19 protein-coding genes are annotated in these 14,268 nt (G+C 67.6%); 9 read left to right on the top strand and 10 right to left on the bottom strand.

Annotation, left to right across the window (positions count from 1 at the left end; genetic code table 11):
* Positions 1-52 precede the first annotated feature (52 nt).
* From PS271_RS18685 to PS271_RS18730, 10 genes are all read right to left on the bottom strand, one after another.
* On the bottom strand, positions 53-550 hold the full coding sequence (locus PS271_RS18685) for a phage tail termination protein (protein WP_398383128.1): 498 nt from the start codon (positions 548-550) through the stop codon (positions 53-55).
* A complete protein-coding gene (locus PS271_RS18690) occupies positions 550-933 on the bottom strand; it encodes a DUF5403 family protein (RefSeq protein WP_398383130.1) in 384 nt (127 codons plus the stop codon). The genes PS271_RS18685 and PS271_RS18690 overlap by 1 nt, the downstream gene beginning before the upstream one ends.
* A complete protein-coding gene (locus PS271_RS18695) occupies positions 933-1,271 on the bottom strand; it encodes a head-tail adaptor protein (RefSeq protein WP_398383131.1) in 339 nt (112 codons plus the stop codon). Before PS271_RS18695 ends, PS271_RS18690 begins: the two co-directional genes overlap by 1 nt.
* The gene (locus PS271_RS18700) at positions 1,265-1,720 is read right to left on the bottom strand and encodes a hypothetical protein (protein ID WP_398383132.1); all 456 of its coding nucleotides are present in this window, start codon (positions 1,718-1,720) and stop codon (positions 1,265-1,267) included. The genes PS271_RS18695 and PS271_RS18700 overlap by 7 nt, the downstream gene beginning before the upstream one ends.
* A 74-nt stretch (positions 1,721-1,794) precedes the next feature.
* Positions 1,795-2,856: a phage major capsid protein gene (locus tag PS271_RS18705; protein WP_398383133.1), complete on the bottom strand. Its 1,062-nt coding sequence runs from the start codon at positions 2,854-2,856 to the stop codon at positions 1,795-1,797.
* A gap of 79 nt (positions 2,857-2,935) precedes the next feature.
* Positions 2,936-3,430 (bottom strand): hypothetical protein, encoded by a 495-nt coding sequence (locus PS271_RS18710; RefSeq protein ID WP_398383134.1) that lies wholly within the window; start codon positions 3,428-3,430, stop codon positions 2,936-2,938.
* 1 nt (position 3,431) lies between these two features.
* Positions 3,432-4,559: a VG15 protein gene (locus PS271_RS18715; protein ID WP_398383135.1), complete on the bottom strand. Its 1,128-nt coding sequence runs from the start codon at positions 4,557-4,559 to the stop codon at positions 3,432-3,434.
* Positions 4,556-5,980: a phage portal protein gene (locus tag PS271_RS18720; protein ID WP_398383137.1), complete on the bottom strand. Its 1,425-nt coding sequence runs from the start codon at positions 5,978-5,980 to the stop codon at positions 4,556-4,558. The genes PS271_RS18715 and PS271_RS18720 overlap by 4 nt, the downstream gene beginning before the upstream one ends.
* A gap of 35 nt (positions 5,981-6,015) precedes the next feature.
* Positions 6,016-6,948, bottom strand: a complete 933-nt coding sequence (locus PS271_RS18725; RefSeq protein WP_398383138.1) for a terminase large subunit domain-containing protein — start codon at positions 6,946-6,948, stop codon at positions 6,016-6,018.
* A gap of 767 nt (positions 6,949-7,715) precedes the next feature.
* A complete protein-coding gene (locus PS271_RS18730) occupies positions 7,716-8,144 on the bottom strand; it encodes a phage terminase small subunit (RefSeq protein WP_398383140.1) in 429 nt (142 codons plus the stop codon).
* Between the two features lie 747 nt (positions 8,145-8,891).
* Between PS271_RS18730 and PS271_RS18735 the strand changes: the two genes are divergently transcribed.
* From PS271_RS18735 to PS271_RS18775, 9 genes are all read left to right on the top strand, one after another.
* Positions 8,892-9,194, top strand: coding sequence for a hypothetical protein (locus tag PS271_RS18735; RefSeq protein ID WP_398383141.1), 303 nt, complete (start codon positions 8,892-8,894; stop codon positions 9,192-9,194).
* Positions 9,195-10,529: 1,335 nt separating this feature from the next.
* Positions 10,530-10,862 carry a hypothetical protein gene (locus PS271_RS18740; RefSeq protein WP_398383142.1) on the top strand — a complete coding sequence of 111 codons (333 nt, stop codon included), beginning with the start codon at positions 10,530-10,532 and terminating at the stop codon, positions 10,860-10,862.
* Between the two features lie 86 nt (positions 10,863-10,948).
* Positions 10,949-11,761, top strand: coding sequence for a hypothetical protein (locus PS271_RS18745; protein WP_398383144.1), 813 nt, complete (start codon positions 10,949-10,951; stop codon positions 11,759-11,761).
* A 78-nt stretch (positions 11,762-11,839) separates the two neighbouring features.
* Entirely contained in the window at positions 11,840-12,154 is a 315-nt protein-coding gene (locus tag PS271_RS18750; RefSeq protein WP_398383145.1) for a hypothetical protein, read from the top strand.
* A gap of 200 nt (positions 12,155-12,354) precedes the next feature.
* Entirely contained in the window at positions 12,355-12,615 is a 261-nt protein-coding gene (locus tag PS271_RS18755; protein ID WP_398383147.1) for a hypothetical protein, read from the top strand.
* A gap of 18 nt (positions 12,616-12,633) precedes the next feature.
* Positions 12,634-12,954, top strand: coding sequence for a hypothetical protein (locus PS271_RS18760; RefSeq protein ID WP_398383149.1), 321 nt, complete (start codon positions 12,634-12,636; stop codon positions 12,952-12,954).
* A 36-nt stretch (positions 12,955-12,990) separates the two neighbouring features.
* Positions 12,991-13,338 carry a hypothetical protein gene (locus PS271_RS18765; RefSeq protein WP_398383151.1) on the top strand — a complete coding sequence of 116 codons (348 nt, stop codon included), beginning with the start codon at positions 12,991-12,993 and terminating at the stop codon, positions 13,336-13,338.
* Between the two features lie 67 nt (positions 13,339-13,405).
* Entirely contained in the window at positions 13,406-13,948 is a 543-nt protein-coding gene (locus PS271_RS18770; protein WP_398383152.1) for an antirestriction protein ArdA, read from the top strand.
* Positions 13,949-14,049: 101 nt separating this feature from the next.
* Positions 14,050-14,268 carry a hypothetical protein gene (locus PS271_RS18775; RefSeq protein WP_398383154.1) on the top strand — a complete coding sequence of 73 codons (219 nt, stop codon included), beginning with the start codon at positions 14,050-14,052 and terminating at the stop codon, positions 14,266-14,268.

Here is a 14,268-nt window from a genome sequence, read left to right on the forward strand (position 1 = left end):
ACGCCAGAAACCCCAAACCGTCATAGGCGTATTGGGGTGCGTGCGGGATGGACTACGGGAGGGGGAAAGGGCGCGTCCGCGGCTTGCGGATCTGGATGTCGTACACCGACTCGTAGCGCCACACGCCGGTCGGCAGGTCCGCGTACTGCACGGGGCCCGTCGCGCTCTGCCAGTCGCTCGCCCGGCGCGGCGAGGAGTTCATGTCGACGCGCGTGATGTGGCCCCGACCTGGGACGACTTCATGGTTGAGCCAGGAGTCCCGCAGGACCACGCGCACGGCCTCGGAGAGGATCGCGGCGTCGGAGTCGCCGTCCGGGTCGGCGGCGAAGCAGTTCACGGTGACGCGCGCCGCGTCCGTGAAACGGGTATCGGCCGCCCACTGCCCGAAGGTCGGGTCGCGGCGTACCAGGACCAGCGGGAATCGCTCGTGTCGGTCGATGAGGGACTTCACGCGGACGCCCGGCAGGCCCTTGCGCAGAATGGCAAGCAAGAGGTCTTCAACGGGGGAGAGTTCGGCGAGGGCTTTGATGTGATCGGGTATGCTGGCCACTATTCGAGCTTCACCTTGCCCTTCCGCTTTTTCGGCAAATTCGAGGCGGTGGCGAGGATGTAAAGACCGTCCATCTCCGGGATCGTGTCCAGGTACTTCCGGCCGTGCTTGTCCTCGCGGACGACGATGGATTCCTGACGGCCGTACTCGATGGACAGGGCAGCCTTCTGACCGCGATCGTCGGAGAGGATGACGTACCGGTTGTTGTCGCCCGCCTCGATGTCGATTTCGGCGTGACCGTCCGCGCGGTGCTGCACGAGAATCTCCTCGGCACGCACGGCGATCTCAAAGGCGCGGGCGGTCAGTTCCGCCTGAACGCCCTCGTTCACGGCGATGAACTTTTCGATCTTCCGACCGTTGACGCTCTGATAGACCGTCGCCATCAGGGCCGCTCCCGGATGTCGATGGACCAGTGCCGGGTGCGCCTGTCGCCGTGGTGGTAGGCGGGCGGACTGACGATGTCCCACTGGCGGCCCGCGTACTCCACGCGAGACCACAGGGAGACGCCGTCGAGGTGGGCGTCCACGATCATCCTCGTCACGTTGATCTGCTGCTGGCCGGGGACCTCGGCGCGGGCCGAGCGCTGGGGGATGAACGCGGCCCGGACCTCGACCGGGCCGTTGGGGTCCGCCATGGTCACGGCGTTGCCGCGCGAGTCGGTGACCTCGACGGTCTTCCAGACTCGGGCCGTCTGGCCGCGCCTGCGCTGCACGCTCACCACGGCCCCCGGTCGTCGGAGAACAGCGGGAAGCGGTCGCCGCCGTAGTCGACGGGGACCAGGCCGCCGACGCCGGGCCGGATGTGCGAGTCCCAGGAGCTGACGATCACGCTGGTCAGGCCGGGCCGGGTGCCGGCCAGCCCTTCCAGGAGCCGCTTCTCCTCGGTGGTGAAGTGGACGGTGCCCGCGTCGTGGCCAAGGTCGGCCCACGCGAGCGTCTCGTCCCCGGCCCGGCTCTGCGTGTATCCGCTGGGGTTGCTCATGTACCGGGCCGCCGCCTTGAGGACCAGCGTGCGCACGAGCTGCGGCGCGCGGTCTTCTGGCCAGTCGCGACCGTAGGCCGCGGCGAGCGTGGAGGCGTCTTCGAGCGCCCCGGCTGCGATGCGCAGCTCGTCGGCGTCCAGGTCCCAGTCCAGGCGGCCCTTGAGGTCGTCGAGGGTGGCGTACGCCAAAGTGCCCTCCTTCCGGGAAGGGCCCGGCGGCCGTGCACCCTGCTGTCACAGGTTCACACGGCCGCCAGGGCACATCAGGCGTTGGCCGGGTCGGTCTCGGCCGCCGGGCCGGTCGGGGTGAAGACCTTCGCGGCGGAGACGCCGGTGATGGTCGCCAGCTCGGAACCCACCTCGGGGTAGTCCGACTTGCCGTCGAGCGTCAGCCGGATACCGCGCACGAAGTGCTCCTGCGTGGAGATGACTTCCTTCTCCTTCGCCTCATCCCAGCCGACGAGAATGTCAGGCACGCTGCGGAACCCGGCGTAGGTGTTGACCACGCTTCGGTCCTGCATGTAGAGCGAGTCGTAGTCGCGCACCCAGCGCAGGGCGATGGACTCGAAACTGGTGGTCGCACCGTAGGGAACGGACTGCGGGACCGAGGGGGCGCCGGAGAGGAAGATGAAGCCGGACTTCGCGAATGCGTAAGCGGCGTCCGCCGGGATCGTCTGGTCGACGATGATCCGGAATCCGAAGCGCTCGCCGATGCTCGCGGTGCGAAGCGCCGTCTCCGCCTCCGAATCGCCCACGTTCTGAGCCAGATTCAGGGCGGGATCGGTCAGGAGAGCCGACTCGAATTCCGTGCCGACCAGCAGGTAGCGGCCCTCGCGCGGAGCGTGGAAAGCGTTGAGAACCCGGCGCGCTTCGATGAGCGCGGAGCGCAGGTTCTTGGCCGCGTTGCCGATGGTCACGTTGTAGTTCTGGCTGGTCAGGAGCTTGACCGCGCGCCGCTGGAGACCTCGGGCGATGGCCTTGGACTGCGGCCGGAGCAGCTTGGCCCAGCCGTCGATGTCGAAGTCGTACTGCTCGTCGGTCAGCTTGACGGCGGAATACACGTTGCCGCCGAAGGAAACGGCGATGGTCCGCTCGCTGTACTCGTCGAACTGAATCGGCGAGGAGCGGTCGTTACGCCATGCGTAGTCATGGAAAGGCAGAATGCCTTCCACCTTCATGCTGATGGTGTCGTTCTCGGCGCCCTTGAACTGATCGACGCCCTGCTTGGTGAAGAGATTGGGAATGATGAGCTCCTGCTCAAGCATTCCCACGGCCGTATTGACCAGCTTCTGAGGCTTTACGACCTGATGCTGAACGGTGGGCAAGTGGTGCTACCTCCGGGGGCATGAAAAACCCCCGGTCGGCTATCGACTCGGGGGTGAGAAGGGACGTTTCTGCAAGCGGCTAAAAGCGGCGGGAGAGCCGCGCGAGCTTGCGCGGGTCCATCTCTCCGTCTTCGCCGTCATCCGGCGTCAGGCCACCGCCCAGTGACTGAGGGGTGGGGGCGGGGATGTACTTCGCCAACACCTTCGCGTGCGCCGTGAGGGCGGCTTCGTCCTCGCCGCGAAGCGCGTCCGCGAGGTCGTCGGGCAGCTCGTACTTGCGGGCGACAGAGGCCCGCACGAGGTTCCGCTCCAGCTCGGCGTTGTGCGCCTTCAGCTCGGTGAGCGCGGCCTCGAACTCGTCGGGGCTCTTCGCCTCGCCGAGCTTGGTCTCGGCATCCCGCAGCCGGGTGCGGTAGTTCGCGGCTTCGCCGCGAACCTTGGCCAGCTCCTTGCGCGCCCACTCCGGCAGCGCGTCTTCGCCGGACGGCTCGCCCGAGGGGGCGGATGCCGGCTGCTCGGCCGGGGGCTGCTCGTCGCGGGGCGCGGCCTCGTCGTGGGGCTTCTCGTCAGACACTTCACGCCTCCGGGGTCGTGCTCGTGGAACGCCGCGCCTCCTGGGCTGCGGCTCGTTGCTTCTGGCGGATGAACCGGCGCCACACGGTGATCGCGTCCTTGCCGGTGTGGCCCTTGGTGACCTCCGGCCACAGGGCCTCGTACTCGCGCGACAGCGCGGTCAGCTCGCTCGACTGGTACTGGTCCCGATTCCAGATCGGGGCCGCGTAGCAGTGACAGTTGTCGTGGTAGCGGTCGCCGTCGTCGAAGATGGCGGACTTGCGGGACTTGTAGACCGGACCCCGGCTGATCAGCATGGCGCACCAGCCGCACGGGGTACCGGTGCGCGACAGCCGCACGTACCCAAGGGCTCGCCGGTCGCGGCGCATGTGCCGCCAGTTCGTTGAACGGCCGCCGTTCATCGCGATCCGCGAGGCCGCGGCTGCCTGCCGGGCGCCCGCCTGCCGGTGCGCCTCCGCGCGGGCGGCGTCGGCGTCCTTCGCCGACTGTCGGTCGTCGACCTCGGACAAGCGCCGGTTGAGGTTCTGCGTGCCCAGGGCGTCGAGCACTGTGCGCAGCTCCTCTTCGGCCGCGCGCTCGATGCGCTCCTCTTCTTCCCGAAGCCCCGTCAGCTCCTCGACGAGGATCTTCTCCCAGTCGTCGTCGCCGTCGTCGAGCTCCTGGTGCTCGTCCTTCTCCGGGGTTGCCGGGGCGTCCTCCTCCACAGGCTGTGGATCTTCCCCGCGCGCATCCGAGGCTTCCCCGGACTCGCCGGTCGCGGCCTCGTCCGCACGCGAAGAGGTGGGAGGGCTGTAGGTGCCGGCCAGCGCGGCGAACTCGCGGCGGAGATCGCCGAGCGTGACGTGCTCCGGCTCCGGATGGTAGGGGTCGGCGACGGTCGTGCCCGTCTGGAGCGCGCGGGCGAGCCGGTAGTAGGCGCGGGCCAGATCGCGGGCTTGCCGCCTGCGGCCCATGACGAGCGAGATCGCCCGCCGCAGCCAGCCACCAGCGGTGGCGGCCCGAAGATCGGCCGGCACATCCGCCCACAGGGCCAGCGCCTCAGCCGTCGTCTGCACGCCGATCTGCGACAGTGCGACATGGAAAGCCGCCGCCACCTCGTCCGTCTCGGCCTGCTTGGCGGGGCGCGTCACGCCGCCGCCTTCTCGACCGGCGTCGCCTCCTCGGGCGTCGCCCGGGTGAGCGCGCCCGCGAGCTGGGCCACGGAGTCGTCGTCCTCGCGCATCTGCTCCCAGTCCTCAAGCTCGGTCTGGGTAACACCGGGAACACGCCGCCACAGGCCGCGCTCGGGAATGCCGAGCTGCTGGCGCAGCTTGCCGAGCGCATCCGCGGCCTGGCCCAGGCTGCGCGACTCCATGTCGCGCCAGATGACCTCGCCCCGGTAGTCCTCGGAGGAGGAGGCGTTGCCGGTCAGCTCGGCGGCCAGCCGGAAGACCCTCTCCCAGCTCTCGCCGAAGCTCGTCCGGAACTCGGCGATCTTGCGGCTCAGGGCCACCTCCGCCGCCTGGAGGGCCTCCGCTGACAGGTTTGCGATCTGTCCAAGCAAATGATGCGGTGGCACCTGCGCAAGCGCGCTGAGGTGCCGGATGCTCATGTCGATCGACTCGATGAACCCCCCGAGAGGGGTTTCGTCGAGCGATCCGAAGCGAACGTCGGGGTCTTCGGCGAAGAGAAAACGCCTGCTGTTGTGGTTGATCCGCAGCGGAATCGGGTTGCCCAGCTCGTCGAGCACCGGCTCACCCGTCTCGGGGTCGCGCTGGATAGGCGGGGCCATGCCGGTGACGGTCCTGACCTTCGTGCTGCCGTAGCTTTGCGCAAGCAAGAGATCAAAGACGGTTTGATTGATCCGGTCTTGCAGGGCGATCATCGGCTCGATGACGCCGAGCGTCCGGCCCTCCAGGTCGACGTACGCCGCGAAGCGCGTCACGGGGCACTCCATGGCCCCGTGCGGCCGGCCGCCCTGCACGCGCACCGACTTCTCGTCGCTCAGCGAGCGGAAGCTCACCGCGTACTCGCGCCGGGCGGCCCACAGCCGGGCGGAGCCCGGCTGGTCGTCCTGCGGCCAGGCCGTCACAGTCAAGGCCGCGAAGGGGGTGTCGTCGTTCGCCGGGTCTTCGAAGAGGGCGCTCGTCTTCAGGGCCGACAGGCCCTTCGTGACGATGGCACCCGCACGGTTCTTTTCCGTGACGGTGAAGGCATGGCCGTACGCCAACGCGCCCCGGTAGACGGCCGCCTGGCGGGCGTCGAGGCGGGAGCGCTGCCAGTGCTCCCACTCCGGGGTGGCGGAGTCCGGCGCGGCCGGTGTCTCGGTGCCCGTGCCGGGCCGGTGCCCATCCACGTACAGGGCCTGAGCGGGCGTCCCGACGAGCAAGGGCATCCAGTTCGACACCGACCGGCGCGCGAGGAGCCGGTATTCGTCGTCGGCCTGGGGCGGCATGTAGGGGTCGGCGTGCTGTCCGTGGAGGTAGGCGTCGATGTGCCGCAGCCGGTCGCCGTCCCGGTCGAGGATGGCCAGGAGCTGTCGCGCGAGCGACAGCGGGGAAGGGTCGGCCATGGATCACCGCCCTTAGTTACAGGTTAACAGCGTGGTTAAAGGAAATAGCCGCGACCAGTGCGCTTGCGCACCTTCCGGCCGCGAGCCCGGAGATCGAAGAGAGCCTCATGCGCCAGCATCAGCGCGGCGTACGCGTCCACCTTCTTCGGGGACTCGCGGCTCTCCTTACCGAACGAGACGCCGAAGTTGTTCGTCCTGCGCCTGGTATTCAGCACATGCCGGCGCAGCTTCCGATCGCCGTCGTGGCTGACCTTCCGGTCGAGGATCGACCTCATCAGGCGTTCGTTCGCCATGGTCGACGCCTTCAGGCTGGTCCTCATGTCCCAGCCGATCGCGTCCTTGCCCGGTGCCCGTACGGCCAGGCCCTCGCCGTACGTGGCGGACCACTCGGAGATGCGACTCTCCCACAGCGCCACGTCGGCGTAGAAGCCCAGCACGTTGAAGGCGGCGAAGGCTTCGTGCACGGCCGAGTCGACCTGCTCGCGGGGGACCTCCCAGTCCTTGCCGGCCGGGCCGTCGGGCTTCTCCCACAGGCCCAGGATGACGGCGTGCATGTCGCTGACGCGGAGTGCCAGCAGACAAGTGCTGTCGTCGCGGAGGCCGCCGTCGAAGCCGAGTACGACCTCGTCACCGGGCTGGAGAACCTTCGACTCGTCCCGCAGGACATCCCACTCGGCCGGGCCGAAGAGGGCGTCCTCGCTTGCGACGATCTGATTCAGCCACATCCGGCGCGAGCGCGACGGCGCGATGGTGGTGTCCAGGATGGACTGGAGGATCGTCTCGACCCGCAGCCAGGTGGCGTCCCCGCGGATTTTCGGCAGGACGATCCGGATCGCCTCGGGCGTCAGCGGAGTCGACGGATGGGCCTCGATGCTGTCGTACATGAAGCCGACGTCCGCAGCGCGGCCTTCGAGGATCTTCTCGTACGCCTCGCGCATCTTCTCCGCGACGGAATCCTCGCCGGGCAAATAAGCATTAGTGATCGCGAGGTAACGGCTGTCGCGTTTGGTGGCATTACCATCAATGGTGGCGTACATTTTGTCGCCGTTATTGCCGAGAACCCAGTGATGGGATTCGTTCAGAACAACAAACGTAGACCGCTAAGGACCGCGCCCCTTCCAGGGCGCGATAACTACTTGTCACCGCCTCAAGCCGCTGCCTGCCACCGTTAGCACGTATCAGCTCGGCGCCCGCCTTGATTCCGTACGTCTCAATGAACCTGTCGCTCATGAGGCTCGGCATCAAGGTCATCGTGTTTCTGGTCTGGTCACGGCTGACCGCGGCCACCTGAACCCACGCCTGCGCGTGCGGAACTCCTACCGGCTGCCCGCTCTCATCCCAATGCGAGAAGCGCGAGGGGCCCACGAATTCGACGAGGCTGATGACGGCAAGGAGGGGATCTTTGCCATTCAACCCCAGCCCTTCAGGCGCTGAAGGACACCTTTTCGGTAAACGAAGCGGCCGTGCTCGTCGACCGCGTACCACCAAAGCGTCCACCGCAACTGCTCGCGAGTGAAACGCCAGGGCCCGCCGTCCTCGGCGCGCAGGTATTCAGCGCACCAGCCGGCCACTTGCCATCCGAGCGTTCGCTCAGGCAGCAGCCAGGCCCCGTCCGCGGCTTTCTGCCACGTGGGGCCGAGGAAGGACGGCTCAAGGGCGTCAATCTCTTCTGCTGTAAGGGCTGGAATGGGACTCACCCCCTCTCGAAGTCGGGCCGCCCGGAGGGCGGCTCACCTCACTCGGCGAGCCCCAGCTCCTTCCGGTAGTCGGCGATAGCCAGGACAGCCGCGGACTGCTCCTCGGGCTCGGGCTCGTGCAGCTCGATGCGGACCCGGCGCCGGTCGCCCTCCGCGACGAGCAGCCGCTCGAAGGCCGAGTAGATGGTCTGGAGCATCTGGCCGGACCGCTTGCCGGCCTGCTTGTAGTAGGAGAGGTCTTCGCACAGCGAGTAGGCCAAGGCCCAGTCACTCGCCTGGTAGTAATCGGCCTGCCCGGACTCCTTCAGTGAGTCCCACAGCCGCTTAGCGATCGGGTGCCATGAGCGGTCGCCGTTCGGCACCTTCGTGGGCCGGGCAACGCCGCGCGTCACCGACTGCACGTCGCCGCCCTTGCGCTCACGGGGGCGAGCGAGATCCGACTCGCGATTGGGTACGGGTCCGGGCATGGCTCACCTCCTAAGCAATCAGGCCGGGGTGAGCCTCCGTCCTGCGAAATCTCTTTGAATGCCGACGACGAGCAGCAGCCTGCGCCGCCGCACCCTCGCGGGAAGACTTGACCTGGTGATGCCACCCGCAGAGTGCTCTGAGGTTGACTTCTCGATGGTCGTCACCAGGAAGAATGTGATCGATATCTGTAGCGGGCTCGCTGCAACGTTCTCCGTACTGGTCCCGCTCTGTGCAGCGATAACCGTCACGCCGAAGAACACGAAGACGAATCCTGGGCCAGTCAGGCGGAAGGCGGTCACGCCTGCTGGAGCCCTTCCAATTAGGAATAGCAGAGCCTCATCCTGCGAAGTACGTAAGTACGTACTTCGTCTTCACCAGGTGGCCCCATTTGGGGCCAAGCCTGCACTTACGTAAGTACGTACTTCGTCTTCATCAGGCGAGCCCCGACAGGGGCTCAAGCCTCGCGACTTACGTACTTACACTTATAAGTCGCTAAACGATCTTGCTTTCGGAAACGCGCAAGCACGTGATCGTGCTCACACGTACGTGAGGCAGCGGCGGCGAAGAAGCAGAGGCGCCCGACAGGGCGCTCAAACGCAACGGCGAACAGCAGAGCCGCCCGGAGGGCGGACACCCGAAGACGACAAGCCACAGCGGCGGCCGAAAGGCCGCCCCTTGGCGAAGACGCCTTACGTACATACGTACTTGGCAGGGCGGTGCCCCGGCGGCGCCGCTAGCCTGAGCTCATGACGAGCGATGAGCGCCCCACCGTCCGCGCCGCGATGGACCCGATGGACGACCTCGTCCTGACCGTGCGAGGCGACGCGAACGGCCAGGCCCCCGACTACGAGCTGCCCCCGAGCGTCAGCCTCGACCAGGCGTCGGAGCTGCTCGACCTGAACCCTTCGGAAGGGCTGCGCAGGGCCGAGGCCGGCACGTACCCCGTGGACGTCATCGCAGTAGGCGGCAGGTACCGGGTCGGCACCGCGCGCCTCGTCGGCGCTGTCGGCCTGGACAAGGTGCGGGAGGCGCTGCGCGTCCAGGGGTGACCACGACTCCGCGGTGGCCCTGCCGGCACGCATTCCTGTGCAGCCCCAGGGCCGCCGCGAACAGGCTCTGCGCCGCCGCTGACCTGCGCTGACGCCTGCGCGCCGTGGAGCGCGGGAGGTCTTGATCGACCTTGGAACCGTGGCGCAATCCGAGCTGCTATGACAGGGCGGTCCGCGCGCGATCGTACCGGGGGTCACCCCCCACCCCACCCGGCCGCCGCTGCGCACGTGTACGCGCGCGACACGCGGTGCTGAGGAACGCGCGCGCTCTTCCCTGTGGCTGGACAGGCAGGGCGGGAATCGGGCATCGAGAGGGCAGGGAAACAGGCCCTGACCTGCACGATTGGACATGCAGTGAACCTGTGACTAATGTTCTCCATGTCGCCAATGACGCAAGCCGCAAGGCAGGCAGCAAGGCGACAGGCAAGCGCAAGTCACAGGTTGACAGCGCAAGATCCAACCGCCTAGAGTTGGACTCACCGCAAGGCCGCCGAGAACGGGGCTCACGAGAGCCGCCGCCGGAAGCCAAGCAGTGAACCCGCCCCTCACGGGGCTTCGGTCAGACCGCAGGTGTTAACCTGTGACAGGATCGAACAGCAGGGCCGCAAGGCCCAGCGCACACACTTTGCAGTACGCCACTCGGCCCCCTGCCCTTGCGAGGGTGGGATGTCGGAATCCGGGCCTCTCCGGATGCGAGTGGTAGCGGGTGACTTAGAGCCACCTCGCCGGAAGCCTAGGTCTTTCCTGTACGGATGCCCGTACAGGAGGGGCTGCCTGAAAGTGGAAAGCGAGACCAGGAATTCGAGCGAACCGTGGGTACAGCTTCCGATGAAAGCGGGAACCGGCCTTGCCGGAATACCCCCGCCCTGTTGGAGTCGGTGAACCGAGCGACCCGAATGCGCCTTGTGCGTGGTCGGTGAGCATGGGGAACGTACCGTGCCGGGCATCCGGCATGGCATGGTGATACCGGTGGCGACACGGAGTTGAAGGAGTCGAGGCCAGCCGTTTACGAACGGTCCGGAGAGATCCGGCCGAACGGACCGAACGGACCGGAGTAGCGATCCGGGAAGATCGGGACGGGTGAATACGAACGGCTGGCTGCGTCAGCGCCTTAGCGCCCTGGCAGAACCCAAATTGAGAGTCACCCGAAATTGAACTACCGGCCCGCAGGGGCCGGGGTCGCCCGCCTTGAGCGGGTGGCCGCATAGCCCCCCACGACGGGTCAAGCCGGTGGGGGGTACGGACTCCTCCCGCCCTTTCGGGCGGGGGTTGAGTCGGGCCGCAGGCCCATCGCATTACCCAACCTGTTAACCTGTAGCTGAAAGGTGAGGTCCCATGGCCGTCTCCCTGATCAAGAACGCTCCGCTCCAGTTCTCCGGCCGCTCGTTGTTGGAGGTCGCCATGGAGTCGGCGCACAACCTCGGCGAGCGGGCCTTCCAGCTCGGCCGCGAGCTCGACACCACCCGCCGAGCCCTGGCCGACACCGAGATCATGCTCGACCTGTACCACGAGGTCGGCATCCAGCTCGCCGCCGACCTGGACGAGGCCGAGGCCGTCATCCTGATCCTGCGCGAGTCGCTGGCTGAGACGCGTCGTCTGCGTGACGAGCGGGAGCGTGTCCTGCGGGATGAGCTGGCGCACTACAAGGCGCTCGCCGCCGCCAACTGACACCCGAGCTGTTAACCTGTGACAAGCCGCCCCCTCCCGCGTTGGAGGCTGGGAGGGGGCGGCTGTCCTGACTGATCGCGAGGATCATGTACCACAGGCTCGACGCCCCGTCCGACGAGACGCTGGGCAAGTACGCGGCCCTGCTGGACGACGGCTACCACTCCTGGCCGTCCTGGCACACCGGGAGCATCGCGGGGGAGGACTCCCCGACACACGTCGAGATGTTCACCTGGCACGACGACGCCGCTGGATGGATCGGCGACAAGTCCAACTTCGAGGTCGCCCGTGACCTGATCCGCCAGGCCGCCGACGAAGGCCGCACGGACACCGAGGTGTCCGACGAGCAGGTCTACGAGTGTGGGGGAGGCACGAGCGCCTGGGACTACGCCCAGCTCTTCGTGCAGGTCTACGAGGGCGGCTGCCCGGAGGACTGCCCCGGCACGCACACCGACGAGTGCACGGCCGACTGCGACCCCCATGTGGACCTCTGCTTCGGCGAGGCATGCGAGGGTGACTGCCACGGCACCCGTGCGTACACGCCGGCCTTCCGTGAGGCCGTCGCCTTGGCGGAGTTCGTCAAGAACGATCACCCGTTCATCGACGAGGACGACTACTACGAGCAGCGCCGCGAGGTGTTCGAGAAGAACCTCGACGAGGCCCTCGAAGACGTGAAACTGCACTACCCCTACGACACGGAAGAGGACCACCAGAGCATCGTCGAGCACGCCTCCGAGCAGCTCTGGAACCTCTCGGACCACGAGCCGGACGGCTACGCGGACTGGGACGACGTACGTGACGTGTACGACTACGGCCGCGGTGAGCACTTCCTGAACCTCGGGCGCGAGTTCATGCGCAACGAGATCCCCGGTCAGCTCACGCTCGCGCTCATGCCGGCCTGACCCTCCCCTTGACCGCCACCCCTCCCTGCCCATCCCCATCGCGGGGAGGGGTGGCTCCCCATGCGAATGCGAGGACCCATGCGTACCGCCACCCGTCCCTACGAGGTGCGCGTCTGGAACGAGACCGCAGACCTTCTCGGCCTGTGGGAGATCCAGCTCGACAGCGGCCAGTACGTCGTCACCCACGACCACCGCGAGGAGACCCGTTTCGACGACGAGGGCGACGCCCTGAGCTTCGCCCGCTTCGGCGCCGAGGCCCTCGTCGAGACCTCCCGCCGCGACTGCCCGTGCGAGGGCGACCCCGAGTGCGGCTTCTGGGAGCCCCACGGCATCTCGATTCAGGAAGTCGAGGCCGAGCTCTCCTTGATCACCCCGCCCCTGCTGTGCCTGTAGACCCCAACACCATCACGGAGCGAACCATGCGTGCCTTCAAGCGACTGACCACCGTCTTCACGAGGCGGAAGCCTCAGACCGCCCTCATGCCGGCCGCCCGGTCGAGGGTGGCCCATGCCCTGAATCCCTGGGGTGCCCTGCGTGCCGAGAGGGAGTCGACGCGAGCCCTCTTTGCCCTGGCCACCGACATCGTCGAGGAAGTGACTGACGAGATCACCCGACTCCGCAGCGCTGGATGTGACCTCGCGGCCCTGTTCGATGACGGGATGCTGGCCTCCCACATCGCGGACAAGCTCACCTGCTCGGAGGCCGAGGAGCTCGCCGCATTCTTCCGGGCCATCGACCACCCGCACGTCGCCGACCTGTGGCTGGAGTGCCACGCCATCGGCGACGAAGACGAAGACGACCTGCACTACCAGGGCGAGCGGTCCGAGCCCGTCGAGCTCGTTCTCGCGTCCTGAACCGGAGGAGAGCCCCACATGTCCGAGTGTGACTTCTGCTGCCTGCCCGGCGCCCGCTGGCTGTACGTCCCCCGGGACCGCGCCACCGTCGCCCTGATGTCCGACAACGGCGTGGTGACCCCGCTCCCGAACAACGGCCGTTGGAAGGCGTGCGACCTGTGCTCCGATCTCGTCGACACCGACGACATGGAACGCCTGGTCGCCCGCTCCCTGACCACCTTGCGCATCCTCGGTGCGCCCGTCCCGGACGGGGGCCTGGAGCTTGAGCACATGGCGATGGTCGTCATGGCCAACTTCGCCACGGTGCTCGCCGGTCGGCCGACCAAGTCCCCCCTTTAACCAGATAGTTAACCTGTAACAAGGCTGGAGTGTCACATGAAGTACCCCCGCACCCCGGAGGCGGAGAAGGCCGCCCGTGAGGTCGTCAACCGCTACGTCCGCCAGGGCGACATGCGACGGGCCGACGCCACCCGGATCATGCGTGATGGTCTGCCGATCATCCTGAACGGCTTCGCCGAGGCCCGCATCAAGGGCAAGCCCGAGGCCGCCATCACCGCCGACCTCGAAGCCGCGCTCGCCGAGGCCAAGCAGCGCCGGGCCACCGCCAGGACCGCAGGCCGACGCCGTATGGCGCTGCTGGACGTGTCCACCGCCGAGTTCGCCATCGCGGCCTGGGAGGGCGTGCGCCGCGACCTCGCCAACCACCTCGCCGCCCACGCCTGACCGAGCCCGCCTGCCGCCGGGCCGGGCGATCGGTCCGGCGGCCCCCTGATCTTCAGCAAGGAGCACCATGCCCACCCTGTCCACCGCCATCCGGCCGCGCGTCTGGATCGGCTGCCTGTCCTGCTACAACGGCGGTCGCCTGACTGGCGATTGGTACGACGCCGACATAGCCGGTCTCGTCACCCCCGAAGACCTGCACGGCCGCGCGACTAGCCACGAGGAACTGTGGGTCTTCGACCATGAGAACTTCCATGGCGCGCTGGAAGGCGAGTGCTCGCCGCACGAGGCGGCCGAGATCGCCGAGGCCCTGGCCGACCTGTCCGATGACGAGACCGGAGCCTTCGCCTCCTGGGTCGAGGTGTTCGGTCAGCAGTCCGACCGGGCGAACTGGGTCGAGAAGTTCCGGGACGACTACCGCGGATTCCACGACAGCGAGGCCGACTTCGCCCGCGAGTGGTTCGAGGAAACCTCCGACCCCGAGGAGGTGGCCCGCCTCACCGCGTGGCCCTTCTACGACATCGACTGGGACCGCGCCTCGCACGAGCTCTTCACGGGCGGATTCCTCGCCCAGGACGCGCCCGGCGGCATCTACGTCTTCCACGCGTGCTGAACGCGGAGCCCTGTGTCGAGTGCGGCGATGTGCCGGAGCTGCTCGACGAAGACCTCACCTGCGGCCCCTGCCGCATCCGAATCCATCTGGGAGCAACTGTCATGGAAACCCGCCTTGTCGAGGTCCGCTTCGAGGTCGAGGAGACCATCCGCGTGGACGTGTGCGCCGAGCTGGAGGTGCCCGTCGACATCGTGGACGACGACGAGGCCCTTCAGGACTGGCTCGCCGACCAGGAAGACCTGTGGGCCAGCGAGGTCAACACCGACGACGCCCACGACATCGAGCGCGACGTGATCGACGTGTACGGAACGGCGGCCTGA

The organism is Streptomyces sp. SCA2-17 (genome assembly GCF_044336695.1).